The following is a 23,719-nucleotide window of genomic DNA, read 5'->3' as shown; positions in this document are numbered from 1 at the left end:
GTCCCGTGCCTGCAGGCGCCTTGCGGCGGTTACAGGCGTGAGAAATCATTGAATAGTGCAAGCCCCATTAACAGCACCAGCAAAATTGAGCCGATACGGTAGCTGAAGTCCTGAACTCGCTCGGACACCGGTCCTCCCTTGATCTTTTCGATCGCCAGAAAGAGCAAGTGCCCACCATCTAAAACCGGTAACGGGAACAGGTTAATTATCCCAAGGTTCACGCTGATTAGCGCGAGGAACATCAGATAATAAATTACCCCGTACTCTGCTGACATCCCGGCGCCCTGCGCGATCGAAATCGGCCCGCTCAGATTATTCAGCTTCACATCACCGGTGATCAGCTTGCCAAGCATGCTGACCGTCAGCTTCATCAGTTGCCAGGTTTTCGCCGTGGCCTCACCAATTGCGGCAAACGGTCCATACTGACGCACCGTCTTATATTCGTCTGGCAGAGGCAGCACGCGTGGTATCACGCCGGCAAAACCTTCCGCACTGTTGCCCGGTTTCTCCGCTGGCGTCAGGTTCAGCCTGATGACTTCCCCTTCCCGCTCAACGTCCAGCGCAATCGCTTTACCCGGATTATCCCGCACCAGGGTGGCAAAATTTTGCCATTGCCCTAACGGCTGACCATCGACTTTAACGATCCTGTCGCCCGCTTGCAAACCTGCTTCACTGGAAGGTGAGCCCGCCTGCACTTCAGCCAGTACCGATTCAATCTCTGGTCCGCGCGGCCGGATACCTAACGACACCACCGGGTCCTGCCTGTCAGGCTCGAAGTGCCAGTCGCGTAAATTAAGCGTCCTTTCCGTGGTCTGTGCAGAACCGAATGGCGCGACGCTGAGGGTCGTCTGGTCATCGCCAATTTTCCCCACCAGCGCCATGCGTACAGCTTCCCAGTCAGGCGTTTCGATACCGTCGACTGCTTTTAGTTCCATACCTGGGGCAATTTGCGCTTCCGCCGCCACCGAACCGCTCAGAATTTCGCCAACAACCGGACGAACACCAGGGACTCCGTGGATAAACACCAGCCAGTAAGCAAAGATGGCGAAAATAAAGTTGGCGATGGGACCGGCGGCAATGATCGACGCACGCTGCAGCACGGTTTTATTGTTGAAGGATTGGTGGCGCAGTTCAGGCGGCACGCTTTCCACTCGCTCATCGAGCATCTTGACGTAGCCGCCCAGCGGAATCAGCGCAAGCACATATTCAGTGCCCTGACGATCGCGACGTCGCCACAGCGCCTTGCCAAACCCGATCGAAAAACGCTCCACTTTCACACCACAGCGGCGCGCCACCCAGAAATGGCCAAATTCGTGCACGGTGATTAACACGCCCAGCGCGACGATAAAAGCAGCAAAGCTCCACAGCACACTTAACATGGCAACGGCGTCCTCTATAGGGTTCTGAACACCAGCAACAGCAGGCAGGCAAATACTGGCACCGCTGCCGTCAGGCTATCGATACGGTCGAGAATGCCACCGTGACCCGGGATCAGGTTGCCGCTGTCTTTAATACCGGCTTCACGCTTGAACATACTTTCGGTCAGATCGCCCAGCACCGAGGCCAGTGCCGCCGTCACCGAGCACACCAGCAGCGCGACAGGTTCCACACTGAGCGGTGCGAAGTTGCCGAACAGCACGGAAATCAGCGCCGAAGTCAGCAAACCGCCAAAGAAGCCTTCCCAGGTTTTGCCTGGCGACACTTTCGGTGCCAGCTTGCGTTTGCCAAACAGGCGACCAAACATATACGCGCCGGAATCTGCGCCCCATACGAGGACCATCACATACAGCAGCCACCAGGCACCCGCGAAGTGATCCAGTTCGTAGTGATAGTAACGTAATGCCAGCATGCCCCAGAAGAAAGGCACGATAGTCAGAATACCGAAGGCCAGGCGCAGGAAACGTGACTGACGCCAAAGAGACGCCGACGCCGGATAAAACAGCACCAGCACCAGCGCCGCGAGCCACCAGGCGAGGGATGTCCACAGCCACAGGCTGATTGCCGGCAACTGTGCATCATGGACAGGGAGCGACTGCGCCATCACGGCGAGCAGCACGCCGCAGATCGCCGCCAGGGAGAGACGCTGAAAACGCGAGGTAAAGCCAGCAAACTGGCCCCACTCCCATGCTGCCAGCATGCAAACCACTAAAGTAATGATCATAAAGCCTGATGGCGGCAGCAGGAACAACGCTGCGATCACCAGAGGTATCAGTATGAACGCTGTAATCAGACGAGACTTCAGCAAATGTTACCCCCAGTGCGCTCAGGCGCCACCAGGTGCTGCGCCGCCAAACCGGCGCTCTCGGTGAGAGAAAGCATTCATTGCACCTTCAAAAACTTGTTCATCAAAGTCAGGCCAGAGAACATCCGTAAAGTAAAACTCAGCATAGGCCACCTGCCACAGCAGGAAGTTGCTGATACGGTGTTCTCCCCCGGTCCTTATTACCAGATCCACTGGCGCCAGTTCGTTCAGACAAAGATGCTGCGAAAGGGTTTCTTCTTCGATTTGATCGGGACGAAGCAATCCTTCCTGCACCTGTTCGGCAATCTGTCTGACGCCGTGAATGATATCCCAACGGCCGCCATAATTCGCGGCAATGTTGAGAGTTAATCCGTTATTTTGTTGAGTAAGTTCCTCTGCGCGACGAATACGCTCTTGTAGACGTGAGTTAAACCGGCTGATATCACCGATAATTCTCAAACGAACATTGTGCTTGTGCAGACTTTTTACTTCGCTGTCGAGCGCCCAGCTAAAAAGCTCCATCAGCCCCAACACCTCCTGTGGCGGACGGCTCCAGTTTTCACTACTGAAGGCATAAAGCGTGAGTGCCTCGAGCTTATTACTCACAGCGAAACTGACGGCACGACGTACCGACTTCACTCCCGCTTTATGACCGGAGATGCGCATTTTGCCCTGATTCTTTGCCCAGCGACCATTGCCATCCATAATGATGGCCACATGGCGGGGGCCAGTCCCGGGTTGGTCATCGGTTTTTAATAGATTTTCGGACGACATAACGCGTAATTATTTCCTTTAATCAGAAATACAACGGCCTCTGAATACTCTGCACGCTGGCGCAAAAAAGCCGTGTTCCACACGGCTCTCTGCAGGCGCTGCTTTACTCAGCGCTAGCCGGAGACTATACCATTTCCGGCCGCGCGAACAAATAGCGGCTCCGCAAATCGTTGAATTAGCGACTGACGACAAAGCGCGGCAGCAGATCCTGCGCAGTGGCACGCGCCTGCTGATCGATAGCCAGCACCGCCTCCACACTGTCCGGCTCAGCACAGGAAAGCCCAGCCAGCACCGCCGCATTGATGGCGGCAATATCAGTGAAACGAATCTGCGTTTGCAAAAATGCCGCAACGGCAATTTCATTCGCCGCATTGAGCGCGGTGGTCGATGCTTGTCCCTGCTTACAGGCATCCATTGCCAGTTTCAGGCAAGGGTAGCGTGCAAAGTCAGGCTCAGAGAAGGTGAGCGCCCCCATACGGGTGAAATCCAGCGGCGTTACCCCGGCTCTGACGCGTTGTGGCCAGGCCATGGCATGGGCGATCGGCGTGCGCATATCAGGAGAACCCAACTGCGCAATCACACTGCCATCCCGGTAACGCACCATGGAGTGGATCACCGATTGCGGGTGCAGAATCACTTCCATCTGAGCATCAGTCGCATTAAACAGCCAGCGGGCTTCGATGTATTCCAGACCCTTATTCATCATGGTGGCCGAATCGACGGAAATTTTACGTCCCATCGACCAGTTCGGATGCGCGCACGCCTGATCCGGTGTCACACAGTGCAGTGTGTCCAGCGGCGTGTCACGAAACGGGCCACCCGATCCCGTGAGAATAACGCTGTCAATGCCGTTATCCCTGAGGTCAGCGTAACCCAACTGCTGCTGGATGGCAGCAGGTAAACTCTGAAAAATGGCGTTGTGTTCGCTGTCGATCGGCAGCAGCTGCGCCCCGGAATGACGCACCGCATCCATAAATAAGCGGCCGCAGGTGACAAGCGCTTCTTTATTGGCCAGCAACACCGTTTTCCCGGCGCGAATCGCCGCCAGCGTCGGCAACAGGCCGGCCGCACCAACAATCGCCGCCATCACCTGATCCACATCCTCCAGCGCCGCCAGCTCACAGGCGGCCTGCTCACCAGCCATCACTTCGGTGGCGATATTCAGGGCGCCCAGCTGCTGGCGCAGCGCCTGTGCGGAGGCTTCGTCACTCATACAGGCATACGCAGGACGAAACTGCTGGCACTGCTCCACCATTTTCGTGACGTTACGCCCGGCGACCAGCGACTTTACCGCATACAGATGAGGATTTTCACGCACCACCGCCAGAGTACTGACGCCAATGGAACCGGTCGAACCAAGGATGGTCAATTGCTTCATGTTTTGTTCTGCCTGAGGGCCAATGCCTGCCGCATTGACGTATCAAAATGCAAAACGCCGCCAGATCCGCCATTCTGCTGAAGGGGATCTGGACGGCGTTTCAACGGCGCATATTCCCGTCATACTTCAAGTTGCAGATGCGTTGGCTTCATCCGCTCACCCCAGTCACATAGTTATCTATGCTCCCGGGGACTCGCGGACTCGCCGCCTTCCTGCAACTCGAATTATTTAGGGCATACAGGAATCAGAATTCCATCAGTTCCGCTTCTTTTTCCGCCAGCGCGGTATCGATCTTCTTGATGTAAGCATCGGTCATTTTCTGGATATCATCCTGTGAACGACGCTCTTCATCTTCACTGACTTCTTTGTCTTTCAGCAGTGCCTTAACTTTGTCGTTGGCATCACGACGCACGTTACGCACGGAAACACGTCCCTGCTCTGCTTCGCCGCGCACCACTTTGATCAGGTCTTTACGACGCTCTTCCGTCAGTGGTGGCAATGGCACACGAATATCCGTGCCTGCTGAACTTGGGTTCAGACCCAAATCAGAGGCCATAATCGCTTTCTCCATCGCCGCACTCAGAGAACGGTCGAAGACGTTGATTTTCAGCGTACGGGAATCTTCTACGGTGACGTTAGCCAGCTGACGCAGTGGCGTCGGCGTACCGTAATACTCCACCACGATACCATCAAGGATGGAAGGAGAAGCGCGGCCAGTGCGCACTTTGCTGATATGGTTTTTGAATGCTTCAACGCATTTATCCATGCGCGTGTCAGCATCTTTTCTGATGTCGTTAATCACGTTGGAACCCTTGGATTCTGGTTACCAGGCAGGCCTCAGCAAGGAAGGCCCGTTTAAATAATCCTGAATGGAGCGCATGACTTCGCCGCGCGCCCCCAGAATATACCCTATTTTATGCCCTGACTGATATTAATGCGTAATCAGCGTGCCTTCTTTTTCACCCATCACGACGCGACGCAGTGCGCCCGGCTTGTTCATATTGAACACGCGGATAGGCAACTGATGGTCGCGCGCCAAGGTAAAGGCCGCCAGATCCATCACTTTCAGCTCTTTATCCAGCACTTCAGCATAGGTCAGCTGCTCGTACAGAGTGGCATCCGGGTTTTTCACCGGGTCGGCAGAGTAGACGCCGTCAACTTTGGTGGCTTTCAGCACCACATCGGCTTCGATTTCGATACCACGCAGGCAGGCAGCAGAATCGGTGGTAAAGAACGGATTGCCAGTACCGGCGGAGAAGATCACCACGCGGTTGTTACGCAGCAGGCTGATCGCTTCCGCCCAGCTGTAGTTGTCGCACACGCCGTTCAGCGGGATAGCAGACATCAGGCGCGCATTGACATAAGCGCGGTGCAGCGCATCACGCATTGCCAGGCCATTCATTACCGTTGCCAGCATCCCCATATGGTCGCCGACCACACGGTTCATTCCCGCCTGCGCCAGACCAGCACCGCGGAACAGGTTACCACCGCCGATCACCACGCCCACCTGAATGCCGAGCTCGACCAGCTCTTTCACTTCTTGCGCCATACGATCAAGCACGCTTGCGTCGATACCAAAGCCTTCAGCACCTTGCAGTGCTTCGCCACTCAGTTTTAGCAGGATACGTTGATATACAGGTTTTGCATTGGTAGCCATGGTCATTTTTCCTGGAAGCTAGCATCAAATTGGAGACGTTTTCCCTGAATAATTCGCGTTGCAGGAAGGCGGTAAGCCTGCAAATCCCCGGGAGCATAGATAGCTATGTGACCGGGGTGAGCTGGCGCAGCCAACGCACCGGCAACCTGAATTATGACGGGTAAAATCTGATGTATCATCCGCTTAGACAACATAAATTGCTATTGGGATGAGACTGAAAAGCGTGGCCCTAAATAGAGCTTCATTTGCCCTCAGTCATTAGCGTTACAGCAAGGCGCGAGCGAATGAATCCCGATGCGCTGGCATCAGCCAGTGATTCGGGTGAGTGAGCGCAGCAACGCAGCTGTAGCGTCAAAGACGACGGGCAAAAAAGAGCCGCCCTGAGGCGGCTCTTTTAAAACCATGTCTTACTGCTTAGACATGGCAGCAACTTCTGCTGCGAAGTCGGTTTCAACTTTCTCGATACCTTCGCCCACTTCAAAGCGGATGAAGTTGATCACGTCAGCGTTTTTCTCTTTCAGCGCCTGACCAACAGTTTTAGCTGGATCGATTACGAAAGCCTGACCGGTCAGAGAAACTTCGCCGGTGAATTTCTTCATACGGCCTTCAACCATTTTCTCTGCGATTTCTTTTGGCTTACCAGACTGCATCGCGATGTCCAGCTGTACCTGGTACTCTTTCTCAACCACTTCAGCAGACACGTCTTCTGGCTTAACAAACTCAGGCTTGCTTGCCGCAACGTGCATAGCAATCTGCTTGCTCAGCTCTTCGTCAGCGCCTTTGGTAGAAACCAGAACGCCGATACGAGCACCGTGCTGGTAGCTGTTCAGCTCAGCACCGTCCAAGATAGCAACACGACGGATGTTGATGTTCTCACCGATTTTCGCAACCAGTGCTACGCGTTCTTCTTCGAACTGCGCTTTCAGAACTTCCACATCAGTAACTTTGCCCGCGACAGCAGCATCAACCACTTTGTCAGCAAACGCCTGGAAACCAGCATCTTTTGCTACGAAGTCGGTCTGGCAGTTAACTTCAACGATTACCGCGAAGCCGTCAGCGATTTTGGTTTTGATCACGCCGTCAGCAGCAACGTTGCCTGCTTTCTTAGCAGCTTTGATCGCACCAGATTTACGCATGTTCTCAATCGCCAGCTCGATGTCGCCAGCCGCTTCAGTCAGCGCTTTTTTGCAGTCCATCATGCCTGCGCCAGTACGCTCACGCAGTTCTTTTACCAGTGCAGCGGTAATTTCAGCCATTCCAGAATCCTCGATTCGTCTCAGGGTGCGTATACACTCGCAGAGAGTTGTTGCGGAAAATTTACTCTGCCCCGCTTGCCGGTTCGGCCAGCGTGACAGACTTGGATAAAATAAAGGGGCCTGAGCAGGCCCCTTACAGATCGTTATCTGATTTCTAAGGGCTCTGTAACGAGCAAACCTTATTATTCAGCTTCAGCGAAGCTCTCTTCAGCCTGCTCAGCGATGTTCTGAGAGCGACCTTCACGTACAGTGATAGCCACTGCAGTCAGGTACAGGCTTACAGCACGGATCGCATCGTCGTTACCAGGGATAACGAAATCAACGCCATCTGGATCAGAGTTAGTATCAACAACCGCAAATACTGGAATACCCAGGTTGTTGGCTTCTTTGATTGCGATGTGTTCGTGATCAGCATCGATTACAAACAGTGCATCCGGCAGACCGCCCATATCTTTGATACCGCCCAGGCTGTTTTCCAGCTTGGCCAGTTCACGAGCACGCATCAGTGCTTCTTTCTTGGTCAGTTTGTCGAAAGTACCGTCCTGAGACTGAGTTTCCAGATCTTTCAGGCGTTTGATGGACTGACGAACAGTTTTCCAGTTAGTCAGCATACCACCCAACCAGCGGTGGTTAACGAAGAACTGGTCGCAGCTCAGAGCTGAATCTTTCACCGCTTCGCTTGCAGCGCGCTTAGTACCAACAAACAGGATCTTACCTTTGCGAGATGCGATCTTGTTCAGTTCCGCCAGAGCGTTGTTGAACATTGGTACGGTCTGCTCAAGGTTGATGATGTGAACTTTGTTACGTGCGCCGAAGATGAATGGCTTCATTTTCGGGTTCCAGTAACGGGTCTGGTGACCGAAGTGAACACCAGCTTTGAGCATATCGCGCATGGAAACAGTTGCCATGATTACCTCTAAATAAATGTATGGGGTTAAGCCTCCACGTATCCCCTACAACCGACCCTGTTACAGGCACCCCGGCGTACGGTGTCGATACGTGTGTGTTATTTACACATAGTGAGATTTATGCGTTTCCTGTCCGGCATTATCTGTCGTACAGAGAATCGTCGGCGCGCTTTATACCATAAAGTCACCGGTGACGCCAATAATTGTTCAGTCGCCCGCCGCGGCACAAACTGCATTTGGCACGGCCTGGGCAGGCTGTTAACATTGCACCACTAGCATCATTATTGTCGAAAATGACGACAACAACGGACAAAATTAATGGCAATTTCTATAAAAACCCCGGAAGAAATCGAAAAGATGCGCGTCGCTGGTCGTCTGGCAGCCGACGTGCTGGAGATGATTGGACCTTACGTCAAACCCGGCGTCACGACAGCAGAGTTAGACCGTCTGTGCCATGAGTATATTGTCAATGAGCAGCACGCGGTTTCCGCCTGCCTCGGCTATCACGGTTTCCCAAAATCGGTGTGTATTTCTGTCAACGAAGTGGTGTGCCACGGCATCCCGAGCGACGAAAAAGTGCTGAAAGACGGTGATATCGTCAATATCGACGTCACCGTCATTAAAGACGAGTATCACGGCGATACCTCAATGATGTTTATCGCCGGCAAGCCGACCATTCAGGGTGAACGACTGTGCCGTGTGACGCAGGAAAGCCTGTACCTGGCGCTGCGGATGGTGAAGCCAGGCATTCGCCTGCGTACCCTGGGCCGTGAGATCCAGAAATTTGTCGAGGCGCAGGACTTCTCCGTCGTACGTGAATATTGCGGTCACGGCATTGGTAAAGGCTTCCATGAAGAGCCGCAGGTGCTGCACTATGACGCGGATGATGGCGGCGTGGTGCTGCAGGCAGGCATGACCTTCACCATCGAGCCGATGGTCAACGCCGGTGATTACCGTATTCGCAGCATGAAAGATGGCTGGACCGTAAAAACTAAAGATCGCAGCTTGTCCGCGCAGTACGAGCATACTATTGTGGTGACAGAAAACGGCTGTGAAATTCTCACGCTGCGTAAAGACGACACCATTGAAAGAGTGCTGGTCAACGAGGGCTAATCCCTGCCCGTGACGCAACGTAAACCGAGCCGGCGCCAAAGCCGGCTTTTTTATGGCCGCAACCTTCCCCCCACAGAGAGAGCGCAGATGAGCAATAGCGTGACAGAACAAATAAACAGTGGGCTGCGGGTATCCCCCCTCCAGTGGGATGACGCGCAATTGACACGTGAAATCCTTAAACAGCATCTGGATGTGTTTAACCAGTCGCTGGCCGATGCATTCGATGCCGGTATAGCGGCCGAAGAGTTAATCGCCGCACGTACCAAATTTATTGATCGGCTGTTGCGCCGTCTGTGGCGTTTCTACGGCTTTAAGGCCATGAAAGATATCGCACTGGTCGCGGTTGGTGGTTATGGACGCGGTGAACTGCACCCGTTGTCTGATATTGACGTGCTGATCCTCAGCCGCGCGCCGCTCGATGAGCATGCCGCTCAGCGCACGGGCGAACTGATTACGCTGTTGTGGGACCTGAAACTGGAAGTCGGCCACAGCGTGCGCTCGCTGGCTGAGTGCCTGCAGGAAGGGCTGTCTGACCTGACCATCGCCACCAATCTGATCGAATCACGTATGCTGACCGGCGATGTCGCGCTGTTCCTCGAAATGCAGAAGAACGTGTTCAGCGACGGTTTCTGGCCCTCCGCCGACTTTTTTGCCGCCAAAATCAACGAACAGCAGGAGCGCCATACCCGCTACCACGGCACTAGTTACAACCTGGAACCGGATATCAAAAGCAGCCCGGGTGGCCTGCGCGATATCCACACCCTGCAGTGGGTGGCACGTCGTCACTTTGGCGCCACCTCAATGGAAGAGATGGTCGGCTTTGGCTTCCTGACCCGGGCCGAATGCCATGAACTGCTGGAGTGCCAGTGTTTCTTATGGCGCATTCGCTTTGCCCTGCATCTGACGCTGACGCGTTATGACAACCGTCTGCTGTTTGACCGCCAGCTGAATGTGGCGCAGCGCCTCAATTATCAGGGCGAAGGCAACGAGCCGGTCGAACGGATGATGAAGGATTTCTACCGCGTCACCCATCGCATCAGCGAGCTGAACCAGATGCTGCTGCAACTGTTTGATGAAGCGATTCTGGCGCTGGGTGCAGATGAGAAGCCACGCCCGATTGATGACGATTTCCAGCTGCGCGGCAGCCTGATCGACCTGCGTGATGAAACCCTGTTCGAACGCCAGCCGGAAGCGATTGTGCGCCTGTTCTACACCATGGTGCGCAACCAGCATATCACTGGCATCTACTCCACCACTCTGCGCCAGCTGCGCCATGCCCGCCGCAACCTGAAAGCGCCACTGTGTACCATTCCACAGGCGCGCCAGCTGTTTCTGTCGATTCTGCGCCACCCAGGGGCAGTCAGCCGGGCGCTGGTGCCGATGCATCGCCACAGCGTGCTGTCGGCCTATATGCCGCAGTGGAGCAGCATCGTCGGGCAGATGCAGTTTGACCTGTTCCACGCCTATACCGTTGATGAACATACCATCCGCGTGCTGCAGAAGCTGGAAAGCTTTGCTGATGAAGCGACACGTCCACGCCATCCATTGTGTGTGGAACTGTGGCCACGCCTGCCGCAGCTGGATTTGCTGCTGATGGCGGCGTTGTTCCATGATATCGCCAAAGGACGTGGCGGCGACCACTCAATTCTCGGCGCGCAGGACGTGCTGGAGTTTGCCGAACTGCACGGCCTCAATTCGCGTGAAATGCAGCTGGTTGCCTGGCAGGTGCGTCATCACCTGCTGATGTCAGTGACGGCGCAACGCCGCGATATTCAGGACCCGACGGTTATCCAGCAGTTTGCCGAAGTGATGCAGAATGAAAACCAGCTGCGTTATCTGGTGTGTCTGACGGTAGCGGATATCTGCGCCACCAACGAAACGTTGTGGAACAGCTGGAAGCAGAGCCTGCTGCGTGAACTGTTTTTCGCCACCGAAAAACAGCTGCGTCGCGGCATGGACAACAGCCCGGATCTGCGCGAACGCGTGCGCCATCACCGTCTGCAGGCGCTGGCGTTGTTGCGGATGGACAATATCAATGAAGAAGCCCTGCACGATATCTGGAGCCGCTGCCGCGCGGATTATTTCCTGCGCCATACGCCTAACCAGCTGGCATGGCACGCGCGCCATCTGCTGCATCATGATCTGACACAGCCGCTGGTGCTGGTCAGCCCGCAGGCCACCCGCGGCGGCACCGAGATCTTTATCTGGAGCCCGGATCGCCCATACCTGTTTGCCGCGGTCGCGGGTGAACTGGATCGCCGTAACCTGAGCGTGCATGATGCCCAGATCTTTACCAGCCGCGATGGCATGGCGATGGATACGTTTATCGTACTGGAGCCGGATGGCAGCCCGCTGTCGCCGGATCGCCACCCGCTGATCCGCCAGGCGCTGGAGCAGGCGATCACCCAGACCACCTGGACACCACCGCGTACCCGCCGCCAGTCGGCGAAACTGAAGCACTTTAACGTCGATACCGCCGTCAACTTTTTACCCGGCCACACCGACCGCCGCACTTATATGGAACTGGTGGCACTGGATCAGCCCGGCCTGCTGGCGCGGGTGGGTGAAGTGTTCGCCGATTTAGGCGTCTCGCTGCATGGCGCACGCATCAGCACCATCGGCGAACGGGTGGAAGATTTATTTATTCTCGCCAACAGCGATCGTCGCGCACTTGATGGCGAATTATGCAATGTGTTGCAACAACGGTTGACAGAAGCACTTAATCCAAACGATAAAGTGTGACCGAGATTTACTTTTCGATTCTCCGAAGCCCGTTATTCCCCCTCCCCCACCTGTGGTGGGAGGGTTGGGTGGGGAAATACGCGTCAACGATCAGGCGTGTATTATCCCCCATCCTCACTTTCCCCGTGATTCGGGGGAAGGGACTGTTCCGGGGAGATGTTTGACCATTACAGGATTTGATACAGGAAACGTTACCTCATGCAACAATTGCAGAATGTTATTGAAGCGGCTTTTGAACGCCGTGCCGAAATCACGCCAGCCAACGCCGATACCGTTACCCGCGAAGCGGTGAACCAGGTGATCAGCCTGCTGGACAGCGGCGCCCTGCGCGTAGCGGAAAAAATCGACGGCCAGTGGGTCACCCACCAGTGGCTGAAGAAAGCGGTACTGCTCTCTTTCCGCATCAATGACAATCAGGTGATTGATGGTGCAGAGAGCCGTTACTACGACAAAGTTCCAATGAAATTTGCCGGTTACGACGAAGCTCGCTTTAAAAACGAAGGCTTCCGTGTGGTGCCGCCAGCAGCCGTACGTCAGGGTGCGTTTATCGCCCGTAACACCGTACTGATGCCGTCTTATGTCAACATCGGTGCTTATGTTGATGAAGGCTCCATGGTGGACACCTGGGCAACCGTTGGTTCCTGTGCACAGATCGGTAAAAACGTGCACCTGTCTGGTGGCGTTGGCATCGGTGGCGTACTGGAGCCGCTGCAGGCAAACCCGACCATCATCGAAGACAACTGCTTCATCGGCGCGCGTTCTGAAATCGTTGAAGGCGTGATCGTGGAAGAAGGTGCGGTGATCTCCATGGGCGTTTATATCGGCCAGAGCACCAAAATCTACGATCGTGAAACCGGTGAAGTTCATTACGGTCGCGTACCAGCAGGTTCCGTGGTGGTTTCCGGCAACCTGCCATCCAAAGATGGCAGCTACAGCCTGTACTGCGCGGTTATCGTGAAAAAAGTCGACGCCAAGACCCGTGGCAAAGTGGGCATCAACGAACTGCTGCGCACCATCGACTAATTCCTCTGCGGGCCACATCCTGTGGCCCGTAATTTTTTCTTTACACTTTCGTTTTTCCCGAGTTGTTTTGCGCAACGAATAAACAGATGCGTTTGTTTATATTCCAGGCGATAATCCGCGCCAGTTAAGCGCAGGCCGCTCTTCCGCATGCTTTTTTAATTTTCACATATACTCAGCTGAGTACGGGACGAGCAAATACGCGCGCAGCCGAATTCACATTTTTCCGCAAAAGGAATCAAGACTATGTACGATAATTTGAAGAGCCTCGGTATTACCAATCCCGACGATATCGACCGTTACAGCCTGCGTCAGGAAGCCAGCAACGACATTCTGAAAATCTATTTCCGCAAAGATAAAGGCGAATTCTTCGCCAAAAGCGTGAAATTTAAATATCCGCGCCAGCGCAAAACCGTGGTCGGCGACAGCCTCGGCCAGGGTTATAAAGAAGTACAGGAAATCAGCCCGAATCTGCGCTATGTGATTGATGAGCTGGATCAGATTTGCCAGCGCGACCAGGTGGAAGTGGACCTGAAACGTAAGATCCTCGACGATCTGCGCCATCTGGAGAGCGTGGTCTCCAACAAGATCACCGAGATTGAAGCCGATCTGGAAAAATTAACCCGTAACGGCCGTTAATCTGCACCACGGGCGGACATCGTTCCGCCCGCCTCTTGCTCAGGGTTGCTCATCCAGCTGCAACGCCACATACAGCAACAGCCTGTCGTCAAAGTTACTCAAATTTAGCCCCGTCAGTTCAGAAATACGATTCAGCCGATACTCAAGGGTATTACGGTGAATAAACAGCGCTTTCGCCGTGGCGGAAGGCTGGACGTTATTACTGAACCAAGAAATCAGCGTGCGCCGCAACAGGCCATTGGTGTCCAGCGCCTTCAGCTTCGCCAGTGGGCGTGATAACTCGTTCGCCTGCCAGCCGCCACGCAGACTGTCCAGCAGCACTGGCAATACCAGATCCTGATAAAAATAGCTGCGCTGATCCGGCATACGCTGCTTACCGACCAGCATGGTGGTATGCGCAGTGCGGTAGGAGCGAGCAATACTGCCGGGCCCGGTAAAGTAATTGCCCAGTGCAATACGGATACGCAGATGACCACTCTCCTTCATCCGCGACAACAGTTGCTCAACGCGACGGCGGTGATCGTCCTGATCGTGACGGCCATGGGCATTCAGCGCCGGTTTCAGCACCACCATCTCGGTCAGTGAAACGATAGCGATCAGATTATCGCGTTCCGGCGTGGTCAGCAGGGTTTGCAGCTGTTGCAGTTCGGACATCGCACTGTCGACACCCAGCTGACCGCTGTCCACTTCCACCACCGCCACCACACGCGGCTGATTGAGGTCAATACCCAGCCGCTGCGCCCAGTCGGTCAGCGCTGGCGTCAGAGTTTCGTTGCGGATCAGGTTCAGCACCAGCTCTTCACGCAGACGGCTGTCCTGCGCCAGCATATGCAGCAGACGCGCCTGTTCCAGCATCATTTCCGCTGTCATACACACCAGCTCGCCATAGTGGCGCAGCGCGACCGGGTCACCCGTCAGGCCGATGACGCCGACAATCTCGCCGTCAATACGCAGCGGTAAATTGACCCCGGGACGCACACCGTGCAGGTGTTTCGCGACCGCGTCATCGATATCCACCACACGCGCCTGCGACAGTGCCAGCAATGCACCTTCGTGCATTTCCCCAATACGTTCCCGATCGCCGCTGCCCACAATTCGGCCCCGTGCGTCCATCACGTTGACATTACTGTCAATAATTTTCATCGTCCGGGCGACGATATCCTGGGCGAGGCGGGCGTCGAGATGATAGGTGGCCATCAAACACTCCTGTAATGCATAGGGATATTCAGCATACCGGGGAGTCTGAGGCGAAACATTGTGCAAACGCACAGAGCTGTGCATTAGCTGCAAAAATTGCGGGGAACATCACATATGGAACGAGGAAGAAGGAAAAACGTGCCGCGGCCGGAGCCGCGACACGTCAGAGGTTTACTGCATTACCAGATAGATAGAACTGTCGCCACGCAGAATATTCAGCGCCAGCACAGAAGGCTTGCTGTCGAGGATTTTACGCAGCTTGCCAAGGTTAGTGACCGGCTGCTGGTTCACACCAAGGATCACATCATCCTTTTTCAGACCGATACGCGCCGCCGCCGTATTTGGCTTCACGCTGTCAACCTTCACGCCTTTCTGACCTTTGACTTCCGCATTACTCAGCTCAGCACCTTCAATACCGGTGTAGATATTGCCGGACTCTACTTTGTTCTGCGTACTCTGTTGCAGTTCCACATTCACCGTAACCGGTTTGCCATCACGCAGCAGGCCGAGTTCCAGTTTGCTGCCGACAGGCAGCGTGCCGATTTGCGCACGCAGCGCCGAGAAGCTGGAGATCGGTTTCTTATTGATTGAAACCACCACATCGCCCGCTTTAATCCCGGCTTTCGCCGCTGAGGAGTTTGGCAGCACCTGGCTGACAAAGGCGCCGCGCTGGGCATCCACCTTCATCGCTTTCGCCAGTTCGGAGTTCAGCTCGGTGCCCATAATCCCCAGCTCACCGCGTTTCACCTGACCGAATTCCACCATCTGCGCCGTCAGGTTTTTCACCATATTACTCGGGATAGCAAAGCCGATACCGATATTGCCGCCATCCGGCGCCAGAATCGCGGTGTTAATCCCGATCAAATCACCGTTCAGATTAACCAGCGCACCACCGGAGTTACCACGGTTAATTGCCGCATCAGTCTGGATAAAGTTTTCATAGTTCTCGACGTTCAGGCCGCTGCGACCCAGCGCCGAAACAATCCCGGAAGTCACGGTTTCGCCGAGACCATACGGGTTACCAATCGCGACGGTGTAATCGCCGACGCGCAGATCGTCGGAATCCGCCAGCTTAATCGCCGTCAGATTTTTAAAGTCCTGCAACTGGATCAGCGCAATATCCGAACGCGGATCTTTGCCAATCACTTTGGCATCGTATTTACGGCCGTCGCTCAGCTGCACCTGAATTTTGGTGGCGTTATCCACCACATGGTTGTTGGTGACGACATAGCCTTTCGTGGCATCAATCACCACACCGGACCCCAGCGCACGGAATTTCTCCTGCTGAGTATTATCCCCCCCTTCCTGCCCTTCACCGCCACCGCCCTGACACATCGGTGAGCTCTGGAAAGGCGAGCCGTCCTGACAGAAAGGCGAATTATCACCAAAGAATTGCTGGAATTGCTGTGGTAAACGTGGCGTACGCACCGTGGTGCTGCCTTCCACATTAATACTCACCACGGAAGGCATCACTTTTTCCAGCATCGGTGCCAGACTCGGCAGTTGCTGGCTGGAGGAGGATGCCGTTTCAGCGGCACTGGCCGTCACTGGATTCATCGCCATACCCAGGCTCAGAGCCAGTGCACTCAATACTAAGGTTGCTTTTTTCATTCGTTGGTTTCTCGTCTCTGACAATGAAGCAGACCATTGCTGTGGTCACGATGGTAAGATTAATTTTTTAACGCGAAGTTCATGTTTAAGTATTTGGTAATGGTAAAAATTTATGCTCAATCTTTACAAAACTTCGCGCAGCAAAAGTTACTCTACCGCCATCAGTCGACGATATTCATCCCAGGCATACAGATCGGTCATGCCACTAATATAATCCTGCAGTAAGCGGGCACGATAATAACGTTCCCACAGCAGGCGCTGGTACTTATGTTCCACAATGATGGTACGCATTTTGTATTGATAGGCTTTGCGGTGTTTGGTGGAAAGCTTATGGAACAGCCGGGTTTCAATTGGCCGTCCTTTCAGGAAATCCTCATTCATCAGCGTGGTGAAATCCTCATAACTCAATTCCAGCAGCGGCTTATAAATATCCAGCAGCCCCTTCATCACGCGATAACCCTGCAGCTCCAGCTGCTCGACTTCGGAATGATTAAATACATGCTTACGCGCCACCGCTTTAAATATCGCCAGTAACCGCCCTTCGTCACCTTCATCTTCTAACAATGCATGATTGAAATTGCCGGCGAAAATCGCGTCCAGATTCTCCACAAAGCGTTTAACCGCGTAAGCCACCAGCACATTCTGTACGCTGACGCGCAATGACATAAAGAATTGGTCGCTCTTGCTGCGGAAACGTCCGCTGCCATTGGCCATTTTCCAGGCATAGCCGACAGTACGGGAAAACGCATCGCCAGTACGCGATTTTCCCCATGCCTGCTCAAGAAATTCATACAGCGCATCAACATTAAATATCGCTTTTTCCACCGCATCATCGAGGTCAGCAATACAGTAAGAAATATCGTCCGCCGCTTCCATAATATAGGTCAGCGGGAAACGATGATGTTCGTCAATATGCGTCGCCGCACGCAGCTCGGCAATATACTCCTGCTCGGAAAGATAAAAACCGGGCTTTTTCATTAATACGCTGTACTGCGCCGGTTTCTCACCATGCCACCAGGCAGGCGCGGTATATTTTAAAATGCAGGCAACCTGCGCATAAGTCAGGTTCAGTTGCAGCAGCGAATGCACCAGGCGAATCGCCTGCGCATTACCTTCAAAATGGCACAAGTCCTGGCGAATCATCGCATTCAGTTCATTGAAGGCCGCACGTTCCTGTTCGCCGGACAGGTCGCAATTCTGCGGATTCACCAGCTGGGCAGGCAAATTATCATGAAACCAGTCGTTAATGGCTGACTCGCCAAAATGACCAAACGGCGGATTGCCCACATCATGCAACAGGCAGGACATCTCCACCAGGCTTTCAAATGCGCCCGCGAAATCATTCAGGCCATATTGTTCCAGCCCGCCGTTCGATTTCAGCGTTTCAATAATTTCTTTGGCGATATAACGTCCGGTTTGTTGCACTTCCAGCGAATGGGTCAGCCGTGAGCGCACAGCCGCATTACGCTCCAGCGGGAACACCTGGGTTTTTTGCTGCAGACGGCGAATCGCCGCTGAATTAATAATTCGCCCGCGATCGCTTTCAAAATGGCGGGTAATATTATATTCACCCACTGGTGGCTCTTCACGGTTATTGTATGGCCGCTGGAAACTGATTTTCTTCCTGAAATTAATCTCTGCCATAAATCCTCTCACCAGGTGTGTGAATATTATCGGGGCAACCGTGATAAACTATGCACCACTTTAACTCATCAAATCCATACCTCAAGCGAGCCCTCACTATGAAAGCAGGCATCATTGGTGCAATGGAGCAGGAAGTTACCCTGCTGCGCGACAAAATTGAAAACCGTCAGACTCTGACGCTGGCGGGCTGTGAAATTTACACTGGCACCCTGAATGGCGTGGATGTCGCGCTGTTGAAATCCGGCATCGGCAAAGTCTCTGCGGCGCTGGGCACCACCCTGCTGCTGGAACTGTGCAAACCTGACGTGATTATTAACACCGGCTCTGCGGGCGGCCTGGCCCCGACGCTGAAAGTCGGTGATATCGTGGTTTCTGATGAAGTGCGCTACCACGATGCTGATGTCACGGCCTTTGGCTATGAACCCGGCCAGATGGCGGGCTGCCCGGCGGCGTTTGCAGCGGATGAAAAACTGATCGCCGCAGCGGAAACCTGCATCGCGAAACTGAACCTGAACGCGGTGCGTGGCCTGGTGGTCAGCGGCGATGCCTTTATTAACGGCGCAGAACCGCTGGCGCGTATCCGCAATACCTTCCCGCAGGCGATTGCCGTCGAGATGGAAGCCACAGCAATCGGTCATGTCTGCCACCAGTTCAAGGTGCCGTTTGTGGTAGTACGTGCCATCTCTGACGTTGCCGATCAGGAATCTCATCTCAGCTTCGACGAGTTCCTCGTGGTGGCCGCGAAGCAGTCATCTCTGATGGTCGAAACCCTGCTGAACCACCTGAGTGGCTAAGCGTCTCGCCACCCTGCTGTTGCTGCTGGTACTGTCTGGTGCAGTGCTGGCGGCAATCGCACCGCGTGTTATCACCCTCGCACCGCAGCTTACTGAACTGGCGTTTGCCGCAGGCATTACGCCGGTTGGGGTGAGCACTTACTCCGATTATCCACCCGAAGCGCAGACGCTGGAGCAGGTCGCCAACTGGCAGGGCATCAATGTCGAGCGTATTCTGGCGCTGAAACCGGATGTGGTTCTGGCATGGCGTGGTGGCACGCCTGCCCGTCAGGCAGAGCAGCTACAGGCTCTCGGTATCCATATTGTCTGGCTGGACCCGCAGTCGATTGACGACGTGATTGCCAGCATACGCCAGCTGGCAAAGTGGAGTGCACAACCCGAACTGGCGCAGCAGCATGCCGATGAACTGGTGCAACGCTTTGCGGCGCTGCGCCAGCGTTATGCTCATCCGCAACGGCAAAAAGTGTTTCTCCAGTTTGGTATGCAACCCCTGTTTACCGCATCGCAGGCCACGCTGCAAAACCAGATCCTGCAGCTGTGCGGCGGCGACAATATTTTTGCCGACAGCCGCGTGCCCTGGCCGCAGGTCAGCCGCGAGCAGGTACTGATGCGTCAGCCGCAGGTGATTATCATTACCGGCGATGCCTCACATATCCCGACGGTGCGCCAGTTCTGGCAACCGCAGCTCAACGCCACCATTATTTCTCTCAATGAGGACTGGTTTAGTCGTGCCGGACCGCGTATTATTCTCGCTGCTGAACAACTTTGCAGCAGTTTGCAATCCCCGTTGTAATTCGCGCCACAGGTGCGTTGGCTGCGTTACTCGCACCGGTCACATAGGTATCTATGCTCCCGGCGACTCGCAGCCTTGCCGCCTTCCTGCGACACGAATTCTTTAGGGGATACAAAAAGCATGTAAAGGCGGCTTAAAAATTGATTAAAGATTCAGCAAAAATTGCCGTTAATCAAAAATGACGCTGAGGGAATTGTTATTCTCGCGGCGTTTTTTTAGTTGCGCGATTGCGCATTTGTAACACCAGGAAAAAAACATGAAAGCCGTTATCATGGCCTTAGGCCTGTTGATGGCGGGTCAAGCCTGTGCAGCCGCAATTACTGGCAGCATTGGGGTGAAGCTGGTGATCTATTCACGTTGTGAAGTGAATGGTAACGTCAGTGGTAGCCAGAAAATGCCGCAGGTGGATTGTGGACGTCAGTTATCCGCCCAACCGAAGGTGACCGAAAGCAAAACCGTAGTGAATAACAAGCAGGAACAGCGACTGGTCACTGTTGAATGGTAAGTAAGGGGCGAAGAGCAATCTTCGCCCTTTTTTCATCTCAGATACTGAACGACGAGCCGCAACCACAGGTGGTTTTTGCGTTCGGGTTGGTTACCACAAAGCGTGAGCCTTCCAGTCCTTCAGTGTAATCCACCGAACCGCCGACCAGATATTGCAGACTCATTGGGTCCACCACCAGCGACACACCCGCTTTTTCGATGGTCATATCACCATCATTCATTTTGTCGTCAAAGGTGAAGCCATACTGGAAACCACTGCAACCGCCGCCGGTAATATACACGCGCAGTTTCAGGTCCGGATTGTCTTCATCGGAAATCAGGTTTTTCACCTTTTTTGCTGCCGCATCAGTAAATTGCAGAGGCAGTGCTGCTGCTACATCGTCACTCATTTAAACACTCCAGTAATGCAGGCAGGCTGTCGCCTGTCAGGTCATTAGTTGACCAATTATTTAGTTATTATCTACCAGCCCGATAGCACGATCAAGTATTGGCCCCCGGCACAGCATGTACAGATTGTGCTGCCTGCAGCTGTTGCTGCCTTGCTAACGTGCGCGCCAGCAGCGAAGAATACAAGGGTTTCCCCCCTAAAAATTGCGCCAGCAGCGTCGCCCCCAGACAGGTAATAATCATCGGCAGAATCAGCTGATAGTTATCCGTCATCTCCAGCACCAGCACAATACCGGTTAATGGCGCCCGCACCGAGGCAGCAAACAGCGCGCCCATCCCCGCGATAGCAAAGGTGCCAGGCTGCAATCCCCATGCGGGAAACAGCATCACGCTGGCGGTGCCAAACGCCGTGCCCAGCAGCGTACCCAGCGCCAGCATGGGGGCAAAAATACCGCCTGGCGCACCGGAACAGAAACAGAGCAATGTCGTGATCATCCGCGCGAGAAACATAAACAGTAGCATCCCGACGGTATATTGCCCGGCGGTTGCCAGCGGAATCAGGTTAAAACCGCCACCCGCTGCCGCAGGCAATACCAGCGATAACACGCCACAGCCCCCGCCCAGCAATGCGCCCATCGCCAGTGCTTTGCTCATCCGCCCGCCATGCAGTTTCTGGAACAGGTCCTGAGTGCGAAAAATCAGCTGATTAAACAGCACACCAATCGCACCAATGATCATCCCCAGCAGCAGATAGAGCCACAAGGTATGCACCGGCGCATTGCTGAGTTTACCGACATCAATCACCGCCTGCTCGCCATTAAACAGGCGGAAAACGATGCTCGACATAATCACACCAATAAATACTGCCTTAATGGAGATCAGACTGTAGCGGAACTGCAGACGCATCTCTTCTATAACAAACAGAATCCCCGCCAGTGGCGCATTAAAGGCTGCGGAAAGCCCGGCAGCCGCGCCGGTTGCCAGCAGTGTGTGGCGGGCTTCTGCGCTGCGCAGACGCAGCAGATCCAGCACCATGCGGCCAATATTACCGCCGAGCTGTACCGTTGGGCCTTCACGCCCCAGCACCATGCCAGCCCCCAGGGTGCCCATGCCACCGATAAATTTCACCGGGATCACCCGCCACCAGCGTACCGGGCGCAGTTCTTCCAGCGCACCTTCAATCTCAGGAATGCCGGAACCCGCCGCTTCCGGGGCAAAACGCCGCACCAGGAAATAGCCCACCAGCGCCAGTAACGCGGAGAGGAGAAAAGCCAGCCACAGGTTATTACCTGCGTCAGCAATCGTCGCTAAACGCATTGCCTGTACCGCATTCACCGCTTTCTCAAACGCCACACCGACCAGCCCGGCCAGTGCCCCCACTATACCGGCCACCAGCAGAATCGCTGCCGGGGTTTTATCCTTGCGCAGCAACAGGCGCAGATAGTCACCGCGTCGCGCCGGCACTACCGACAGCTGTTCGGTGGAATCAGGGAGACTCATATCAGCTTCATTTGTCAGGAAATGTATAGCGGTATGATACGCACCCGATACGGCAACGTCCTGTATAAAATCCTTTCTGTCTGTATCAATCTTGCTGAGCGCCTTTCAACCGGACGTTATGTTCCCTAGAATAGTGGAGATTTTTCTTAATGTATGATTCAGGAGCCCGATCCATGAGTAAGTCTGAAAACCTGTATGCCCAGGCGCAAAAGTTAATCCCCGGTGGTGTTAACTCTCCGGTGCGTGCATTCACCGGTGTCGGCGGCGTACCGCTTTTCGTTGAGCGTGCTGATGGCGCTTACCTCTATGATGCGGATGGTAAAGCGTATATCGACTACGTCGGCTCCTGGGGTCCGATGGTGCTGGGTCATAACCACCCGGCAATCCGCAACGCGGTGATTGCCGCAGCGGAGCGCGGTCTGAGCTTTGGCGCACCAACCGAGATGGAAGTGAAAATGGCTGAGCTGGTGTGCCAGCTGGTGCCAACCATCGAAATGGTGCGCATGGTGAACTCTGGCACCGAAGCCACCATGAGCGCCATTCGTCTGGCGCGTGGCTTTACCGGCCGCGACAAAATTATCAAATTTGAAGGCTGCTACCACGGTCACGCCGACCATCTGCTGGTGAAAGCCGGTTCCGGTGCGCTGACGCTCGGCCAGCCAAACTCACCGGGCGTACCGGCCGATTTCGCCAAACATACGCTGACCTGCACCTATAACGATTTGTCTTCCGTTCGCGCGGCGTTCGAACAGTCTCCGACCGATATCGCCTGTATTATCGTTGAACCGGTGGCTGGTAATATGAACTGCATTCCGCCTCAGCCTGACTTCCTGCCAGGCCTGCGCGCACTGTGTGACGAGTTTGGCGCGCTGCTGATTATCGATGAAGTGATGACCGGCTTCCGTGTGGCACTGGCGGGTGCGCAGGCGCATTACGGTGTGAAACCGGATCTGACCTGCCTGGGTAAAATCATCGGCGGCGGTATGCCGGTGGGTGCCTTTGGTGGCCGTCGTGATGTGATGAACGCGCTGGCGCCAACCGGCCCGGTATACCAGGCGGGCACCCTGTCCGGTAACCCGATTGCCATGGCTGCCGGTTTTGTCTGTCTGAGTGAAGTCGCCAAAGCAGGCAATCATGACACCCTGACCGCACTGACCACGCAACTGGCGGAAGGTCTGCTGAACGCCGCAAAAGAAGAAGGTATTCCGTTAGTGGTGAATCACGTCGGCGGCATGTTTGGTCTGTTCTTCACCAATGACGACAGCGTGACCTGCTACCAGGATGTGACCCGTTGTGACGTGGAACGCTTTAAGACATTCTTCCATCTGATGCTGGAAGAAGGCGTGTATCTCGCCCCTTCTGCCTTTGAAGCGGGCTTTATGTCGCTGGCGCACACGCCGGAGGATATTGAGAACACCGTGGCGGCAGCCAAACGCTGCTTCGCGAAACTGTAAGCGGACACCCCCTCCCCCACAACGTGGGGGAGGGCTGGGGAGGGGGAGCTAACGACTCCATTTCTGAGCCAAAAGCTCCCCCATCCCAACCTTCCCCCGCCTGGCG

At 54.6% G+C, this 23,719-nt stretch carries 21 protein-coding genes; 8 read left to right on the top strand and 13 right to left on the bottom strand.

All coding sequences use genetic code 11. The features are described from left to right. Positions 1–29: 29 nt before the first annotated feature. The 8 genes from rseP to rpsB all read right to left on the bottom strand — a co-directional run bounded on the left by rseP (position 30) and on the right by rpsB (position 8,215). Positions 30–1,379, bottom strand: a complete 1,350-nt coding sequence (rseP, locus tag ACSZO1_RS05395; RefSeq protein ID WP_437610283.1) for a sigma E protease regulator RseP — start codon at positions 1,377–1,379, stop codon at positions 30–32. 14 nt (positions 1,380–1,393) lie between these two features. Further along, entirely contained in the window at positions 1,394–2,245 is an 852-nt protein-coding gene (cdsA, locus tag ACSZO1_RS05390) for a phosphatidate cytidylyltransferase (RefSeq protein WP_437610281.1), read from the bottom strand. Positions 2,246–2,263: 18 nt separating this feature from the next. Then, entirely contained in the window at positions 2,264–3,016 is a 753-nt protein-coding gene (gene ispU / locus ACSZO1_RS05385) for a (2E,6E)-farnesyl-diphosphate-specific ditrans,polycis-undecaprenyl-diphosphate synthase (protein ID WP_437610280.1), read from the bottom strand. Between the two features lie 175 nt (positions 3,017–3,191). Beyond that, the gene (ispC, locus tag ACSZO1_RS05380) at positions 3,192–4,394 is read right to left on the bottom strand and encodes a 1-deoxy-D-xylulose-5-phosphate reductoisomerase (RefSeq protein ID WP_437610278.1); all 1,203 of its coding nucleotides are present in this window, start codon (positions 4,392–4,394) and stop codon (positions 3,192–3,194) included. A 244-nt stretch (positions 4,395–4,638) separates the two neighbouring features. Then, the gene (frr, locus tag ACSZO1_RS05375) at positions 4,639–5,196 is read right to left on the bottom strand and encodes a ribosome recycling factor (protein ID WP_437610276.1); all 558 of its coding nucleotides are present in this window, start codon (positions 5,194–5,196) and stop codon (positions 4,639–4,641) included. A gap of 129 nt (positions 5,197–5,325) precedes the next feature. Continuing rightward, on the bottom strand, positions 5,326–6,051 hold the full coding sequence (gene pyrH / locus ACSZO1_RS05370; protein WP_013507944.1) for a UMP kinase: 726 nt from the start codon (positions 6,049–6,051) through the stop codon (positions 5,326–5,328). Positions 6,052–6,458: 407 nt separating this feature from the next. Then, complete coding sequence (gene tsf / locus ACSZO1_RS05365; RefSeq protein WP_437610273.1) at positions 6,459–7,307, bottom strand: translation elongation factor Ts; 849 nt, start codon at positions 7,305–7,307, stop codon at positions 6,459–6,461. 182 nt (positions 7,308–7,489) lie between these two features. After that, positions 7,490–8,215: a 30S ribosomal protein S2 gene (gene rpsB / locus ACSZO1_RS05360; protein ID WP_437610271.1), complete on the bottom strand. Its 726-nt coding sequence runs from the start codon at positions 8,213–8,215 to the stop codon at positions 7,490–7,492. 318 nt (positions 8,216–8,533) lie between these two features. Between rpsB and map the strand changes: the two genes are divergently transcribed. From map to ACSZO1_RS05340, 4 genes are all read left to right on the top strand, one after another. Next, positions 8,534–9,328 (top strand): type I methionyl aminopeptidase, encoded by a 795-nt coding sequence (gene map / locus ACSZO1_RS05355; protein ID WP_437610269.1) that lies wholly within the window; start codon positions 8,534–8,536, stop codon positions 9,326–9,328. A gap of 87 nt (positions 9,329–9,415) precedes the next feature. Continuing rightward, entirely contained in the window at positions 9,416–12,070 is a 2,655-nt protein-coding gene (glnD, locus tag ACSZO1_RS05350) for a bifunctional uridylyltransferase/uridylyl-removing protein GlnD (RefSeq protein ID WP_437610267.1), read from the top strand. Between the two features lie 198 nt (positions 12,071–12,268). Further along, a complete protein-coding gene (gene dapD / locus ACSZO1_RS05345; protein ID WP_437610265.1) occupies positions 12,269–13,093 on the top strand; it encodes a 2,3,4,5-tetrahydropyridine-2,6-dicarboxylate N-succinyltransferase in 825 nt (274 codons plus the stop codon). A gap of 243 nt (positions 13,094–13,336) precedes the next feature. Then, positions 13,337–13,729, top strand: coding sequence for a DUF3461 family protein (locus tag ACSZO1_RS05340; protein ID WP_437610263.1), 393 nt, complete (start codon positions 13,337–13,339; stop codon positions 13,727–13,729). Positions 13,730–13,768: 39 nt separating this feature from the next. Here the strand turns inward: ACSZO1_RS05340 and ACSZO1_RS05335 are convergent, their stop codons facing one another. The 3 genes from ACSZO1_RS05335 to dgt all read right to left on the bottom strand — a co-directional run bounded on the left by ACSZO1_RS05335 (position 13,769) and on the right by dgt (position 18,181). After that, entirely contained in the window at positions 13,769–14,926 is a 1,158-nt protein-coding gene (locus ACSZO1_RS05335; protein WP_437610261.1) for a CdaR family transcriptional regulator, read from the bottom strand. A 171-nt stretch (positions 14,927–15,097) separates the two neighbouring features. Beyond that, positions 15,098–16,537, bottom strand: coding sequence for a serine endoprotease DegP (gene degP / locus ACSZO1_RS05330; protein WP_437610259.1), 1,440 nt, complete (start codon positions 16,535–16,537; stop codon positions 15,098–15,100). A 147-nt stretch (positions 16,538–16,684) separates the two neighbouring features. Further along, complete coding sequence (dgt, locus tag ACSZO1_RS05325; RefSeq protein WP_437610257.1) at positions 16,685–18,181, bottom strand: dGTPase; 1,497 nt, start codon at positions 18,179–18,181, stop codon at positions 16,685–16,687. Between the two features lie 98 nt (positions 18,182–18,279). Here dgt and mtnN point away from each other — a divergent pair, with 98 nt between their 5' ends. The 3 genes from mtnN to ACSZO1_RS05310 all read left to right on the top strand — a co-directional run bounded on the left by mtnN (position 18,280) and on the right by ACSZO1_RS05310 (position 20,273). Beyond that, the gene (gene mtnN / locus ACSZO1_RS05320; protein WP_437610255.1) at positions 18,280–18,975 is read left to right on the top strand and encodes a 5'-methylthioadenosine/S-adenosylhomocysteine nucleosidase; all 696 of its coding nucleotides are present in this window, start codon (positions 18,280–18,282) and stop codon (positions 18,973–18,975) included. Beyond that, positions 18,968–19,768: a vitamin B12 ABC transporter substrate-binding protein BtuF gene (gene btuF, locus ACSZO1_RS05315; RefSeq protein ID WP_437610253.1), complete on the top strand. Its 801-nt coding sequence runs from the start codon at positions 18,968–18,970 to the stop codon at positions 19,766–19,768. Before mtnN ends, btuF begins: the two co-directional genes overlap by 8 nt. 256 nt (positions 19,769–20,024) lie before the next feature. Next, on the top strand, positions 20,025–20,273 hold the full coding sequence (locus tag ACSZO1_RS05310; RefSeq protein ID WP_437610251.1) for a hypothetical protein: 249 nt from the start codon (positions 20,025–20,027) through the stop codon (positions 20,271–20,273). Positions 20,274–20,310: 37 nt separating this feature from the next. Here the strand turns inward: ACSZO1_RS05310 and erpA are convergent, their stop codons facing one another. Together erpA and clcA are read right to left on the bottom strand one after the other, a co-directional pair. Then, positions 20,311–20,661, bottom strand: a complete 351-nt coding sequence (gene erpA / locus ACSZO1_RS05305; RefSeq protein WP_437610249.1) for an iron-sulfur cluster insertion protein ErpA — start codon at positions 20,659–20,661, stop codon at positions 20,311–20,313. Positions 20,662–20,752: 91 nt separating this feature from the next. Then, on the bottom strand, positions 20,753–22,159 hold the full coding sequence (gene clcA / locus ACSZO1_RS05300; protein WP_437610247.1) for a H(+)/Cl(-) exchange transporter ClcA: 1,407 nt from the start codon (positions 22,157–22,159) through the stop codon (positions 20,753–20,755). A 173-nt stretch (positions 22,160–22,332) separates the two neighbouring features. Between clcA and hemL the strand changes: the two genes are divergently transcribed. Beyond that, positions 22,333–23,613, top strand: coding sequence for a glutamate-1-semialdehyde 2,1-aminomutase (gene hemL / locus ACSZO1_RS05295; protein ID WP_437610246.1), 1,281 nt, complete (start codon positions 22,333–22,335; stop codon positions 23,611–23,613). Positions 23,614–23,719: the final 106 nt, after the last annotated feature.

Origin of the sequence: Erwinia sp. V71 (assembly GCF_965644245.1) — a bacterium.
Classification (GTDB): domain Bacteria; phylum Pseudomonadota; class Gammaproteobacteria; order Enterobacterales; family Enterobacteriaceae; genus Erwinia.
This window is presented reverse-complemented; position numbering and strand designations above follow the sequence as displayed.

Bases quoted from the DNA above. Each gene is read 5' to 3' on its own strand.
- ACSZO1_RS05335 (WP_437610261.1), bottom strand. From the start codon at position 14,926: ATGGCCACCTATCATCTCGACGCCCGCCTCGCCCAGGATATCGTCGCC.
- rseP (WP_437610283.1), bottom strand. From the start codon at position 1,379: ATGTTAAGTGTGCTGTGGAGCTTTGCTGCTTTTATCGTCGCGCTGGGC.
- degP (WP_437610259.1), bottom strand. From the start codon at position 16,537: ATGAAAAAAGCAACCTTAGTATTGAGTGCACTGGCTCTGAGCCTGGGT.
- ispC (WP_437610278.1), bottom strand. From the start codon at position 4,394: ATGAAGCAATTGACCATCCTTGGTTCGACCGGTTCCATTGGCGTCAGT.
- ispU (WP_437610280.1), bottom strand. From the start codon at position 3,016: ATGTCGTCCGAAAATCTATTAAAAACCGATGACCAACCCGGGACTGGC.
- dapD (WP_437610265.1), top strand. From the start codon at position 12,269: ATGCAACAATTGCAGAATGTTATTGAAGCGGCTTTTGAACGCCGTGCC.
- pyrH (WP_013507944.1), bottom strand. From the start codon at position 6,051: ATGGCTACCAATGCAAAACCTGTATATCAACGTATCCTGCTAAAACTG.
- hemL (WP_437610246.1), top strand. From the start codon at position 22,333: ATGAGTAAGTCTGAAAACCTGTATGCCCAGGCGCAAAAGTTAATCCCC.
- rpsB (WP_437610271.1), bottom strand. From the start codon at position 8,215: ATGGCAACTGTTTCCATGCGCGATATGCTCAAAGCTGGTGTTCACTTC.
- ACSZO1_RS05340 (WP_437610263.1), top strand. From the start codon at position 13,337: ATGTACGATAATTTGAAGAGCCTCGGTATTACCAATCCCGACGATATC.
- ACSZO1_RS05310 (WP_437610251.1), top strand. From the start codon at position 20,025: ATGAAAGCCGTTATCATGGCCTTAGGCCTGTTGATGGCGGGTCAAGCC.
- map (WP_437610269.1), top strand. From the start codon at position 8,534: ATGGCAATTTCTATAAAAACCCCGGAAGAAATCGAAAAGATGCGCGTC.
- clcA (WP_437610247.1), bottom strand. From the start codon at position 22,159: ATGAGTCTCCCTGATTCCACCGAACAGCTGTCGGTAGTGCCGGCGCGA.
- tsf (WP_437610273.1), bottom strand. From the start codon at position 7,307: ATGGCTGAAATTACCGCTGCACTGGTAAAAGAACTGCGTGAGCGTACT.
- glnD (WP_437610267.1), top strand. From the start codon at position 9,416: ATGAGCAATAGCGTGACAGAACAAATAAACAGTGGGCTGCGGGTATCC.
- dgt (WP_437610257.1), bottom strand. From the start codon at position 18,181: ATGGCAGAGATTAATTTCAGGAAGAAAATCAGTTTCCAGCGGCCATAC.
- erpA (WP_437610249.1), bottom strand. From the start codon at position 20,661: ATGAGTGACGATGTAGCAGCAGCACTGCCTCTGCAATTTACTGATGCG.
- mtnN (WP_437610255.1), top strand. From the start codon at position 18,280: ATGAAAGCAGGCATCATTGGTGCAATGGAGCAGGAAGTTACCCTGCTG.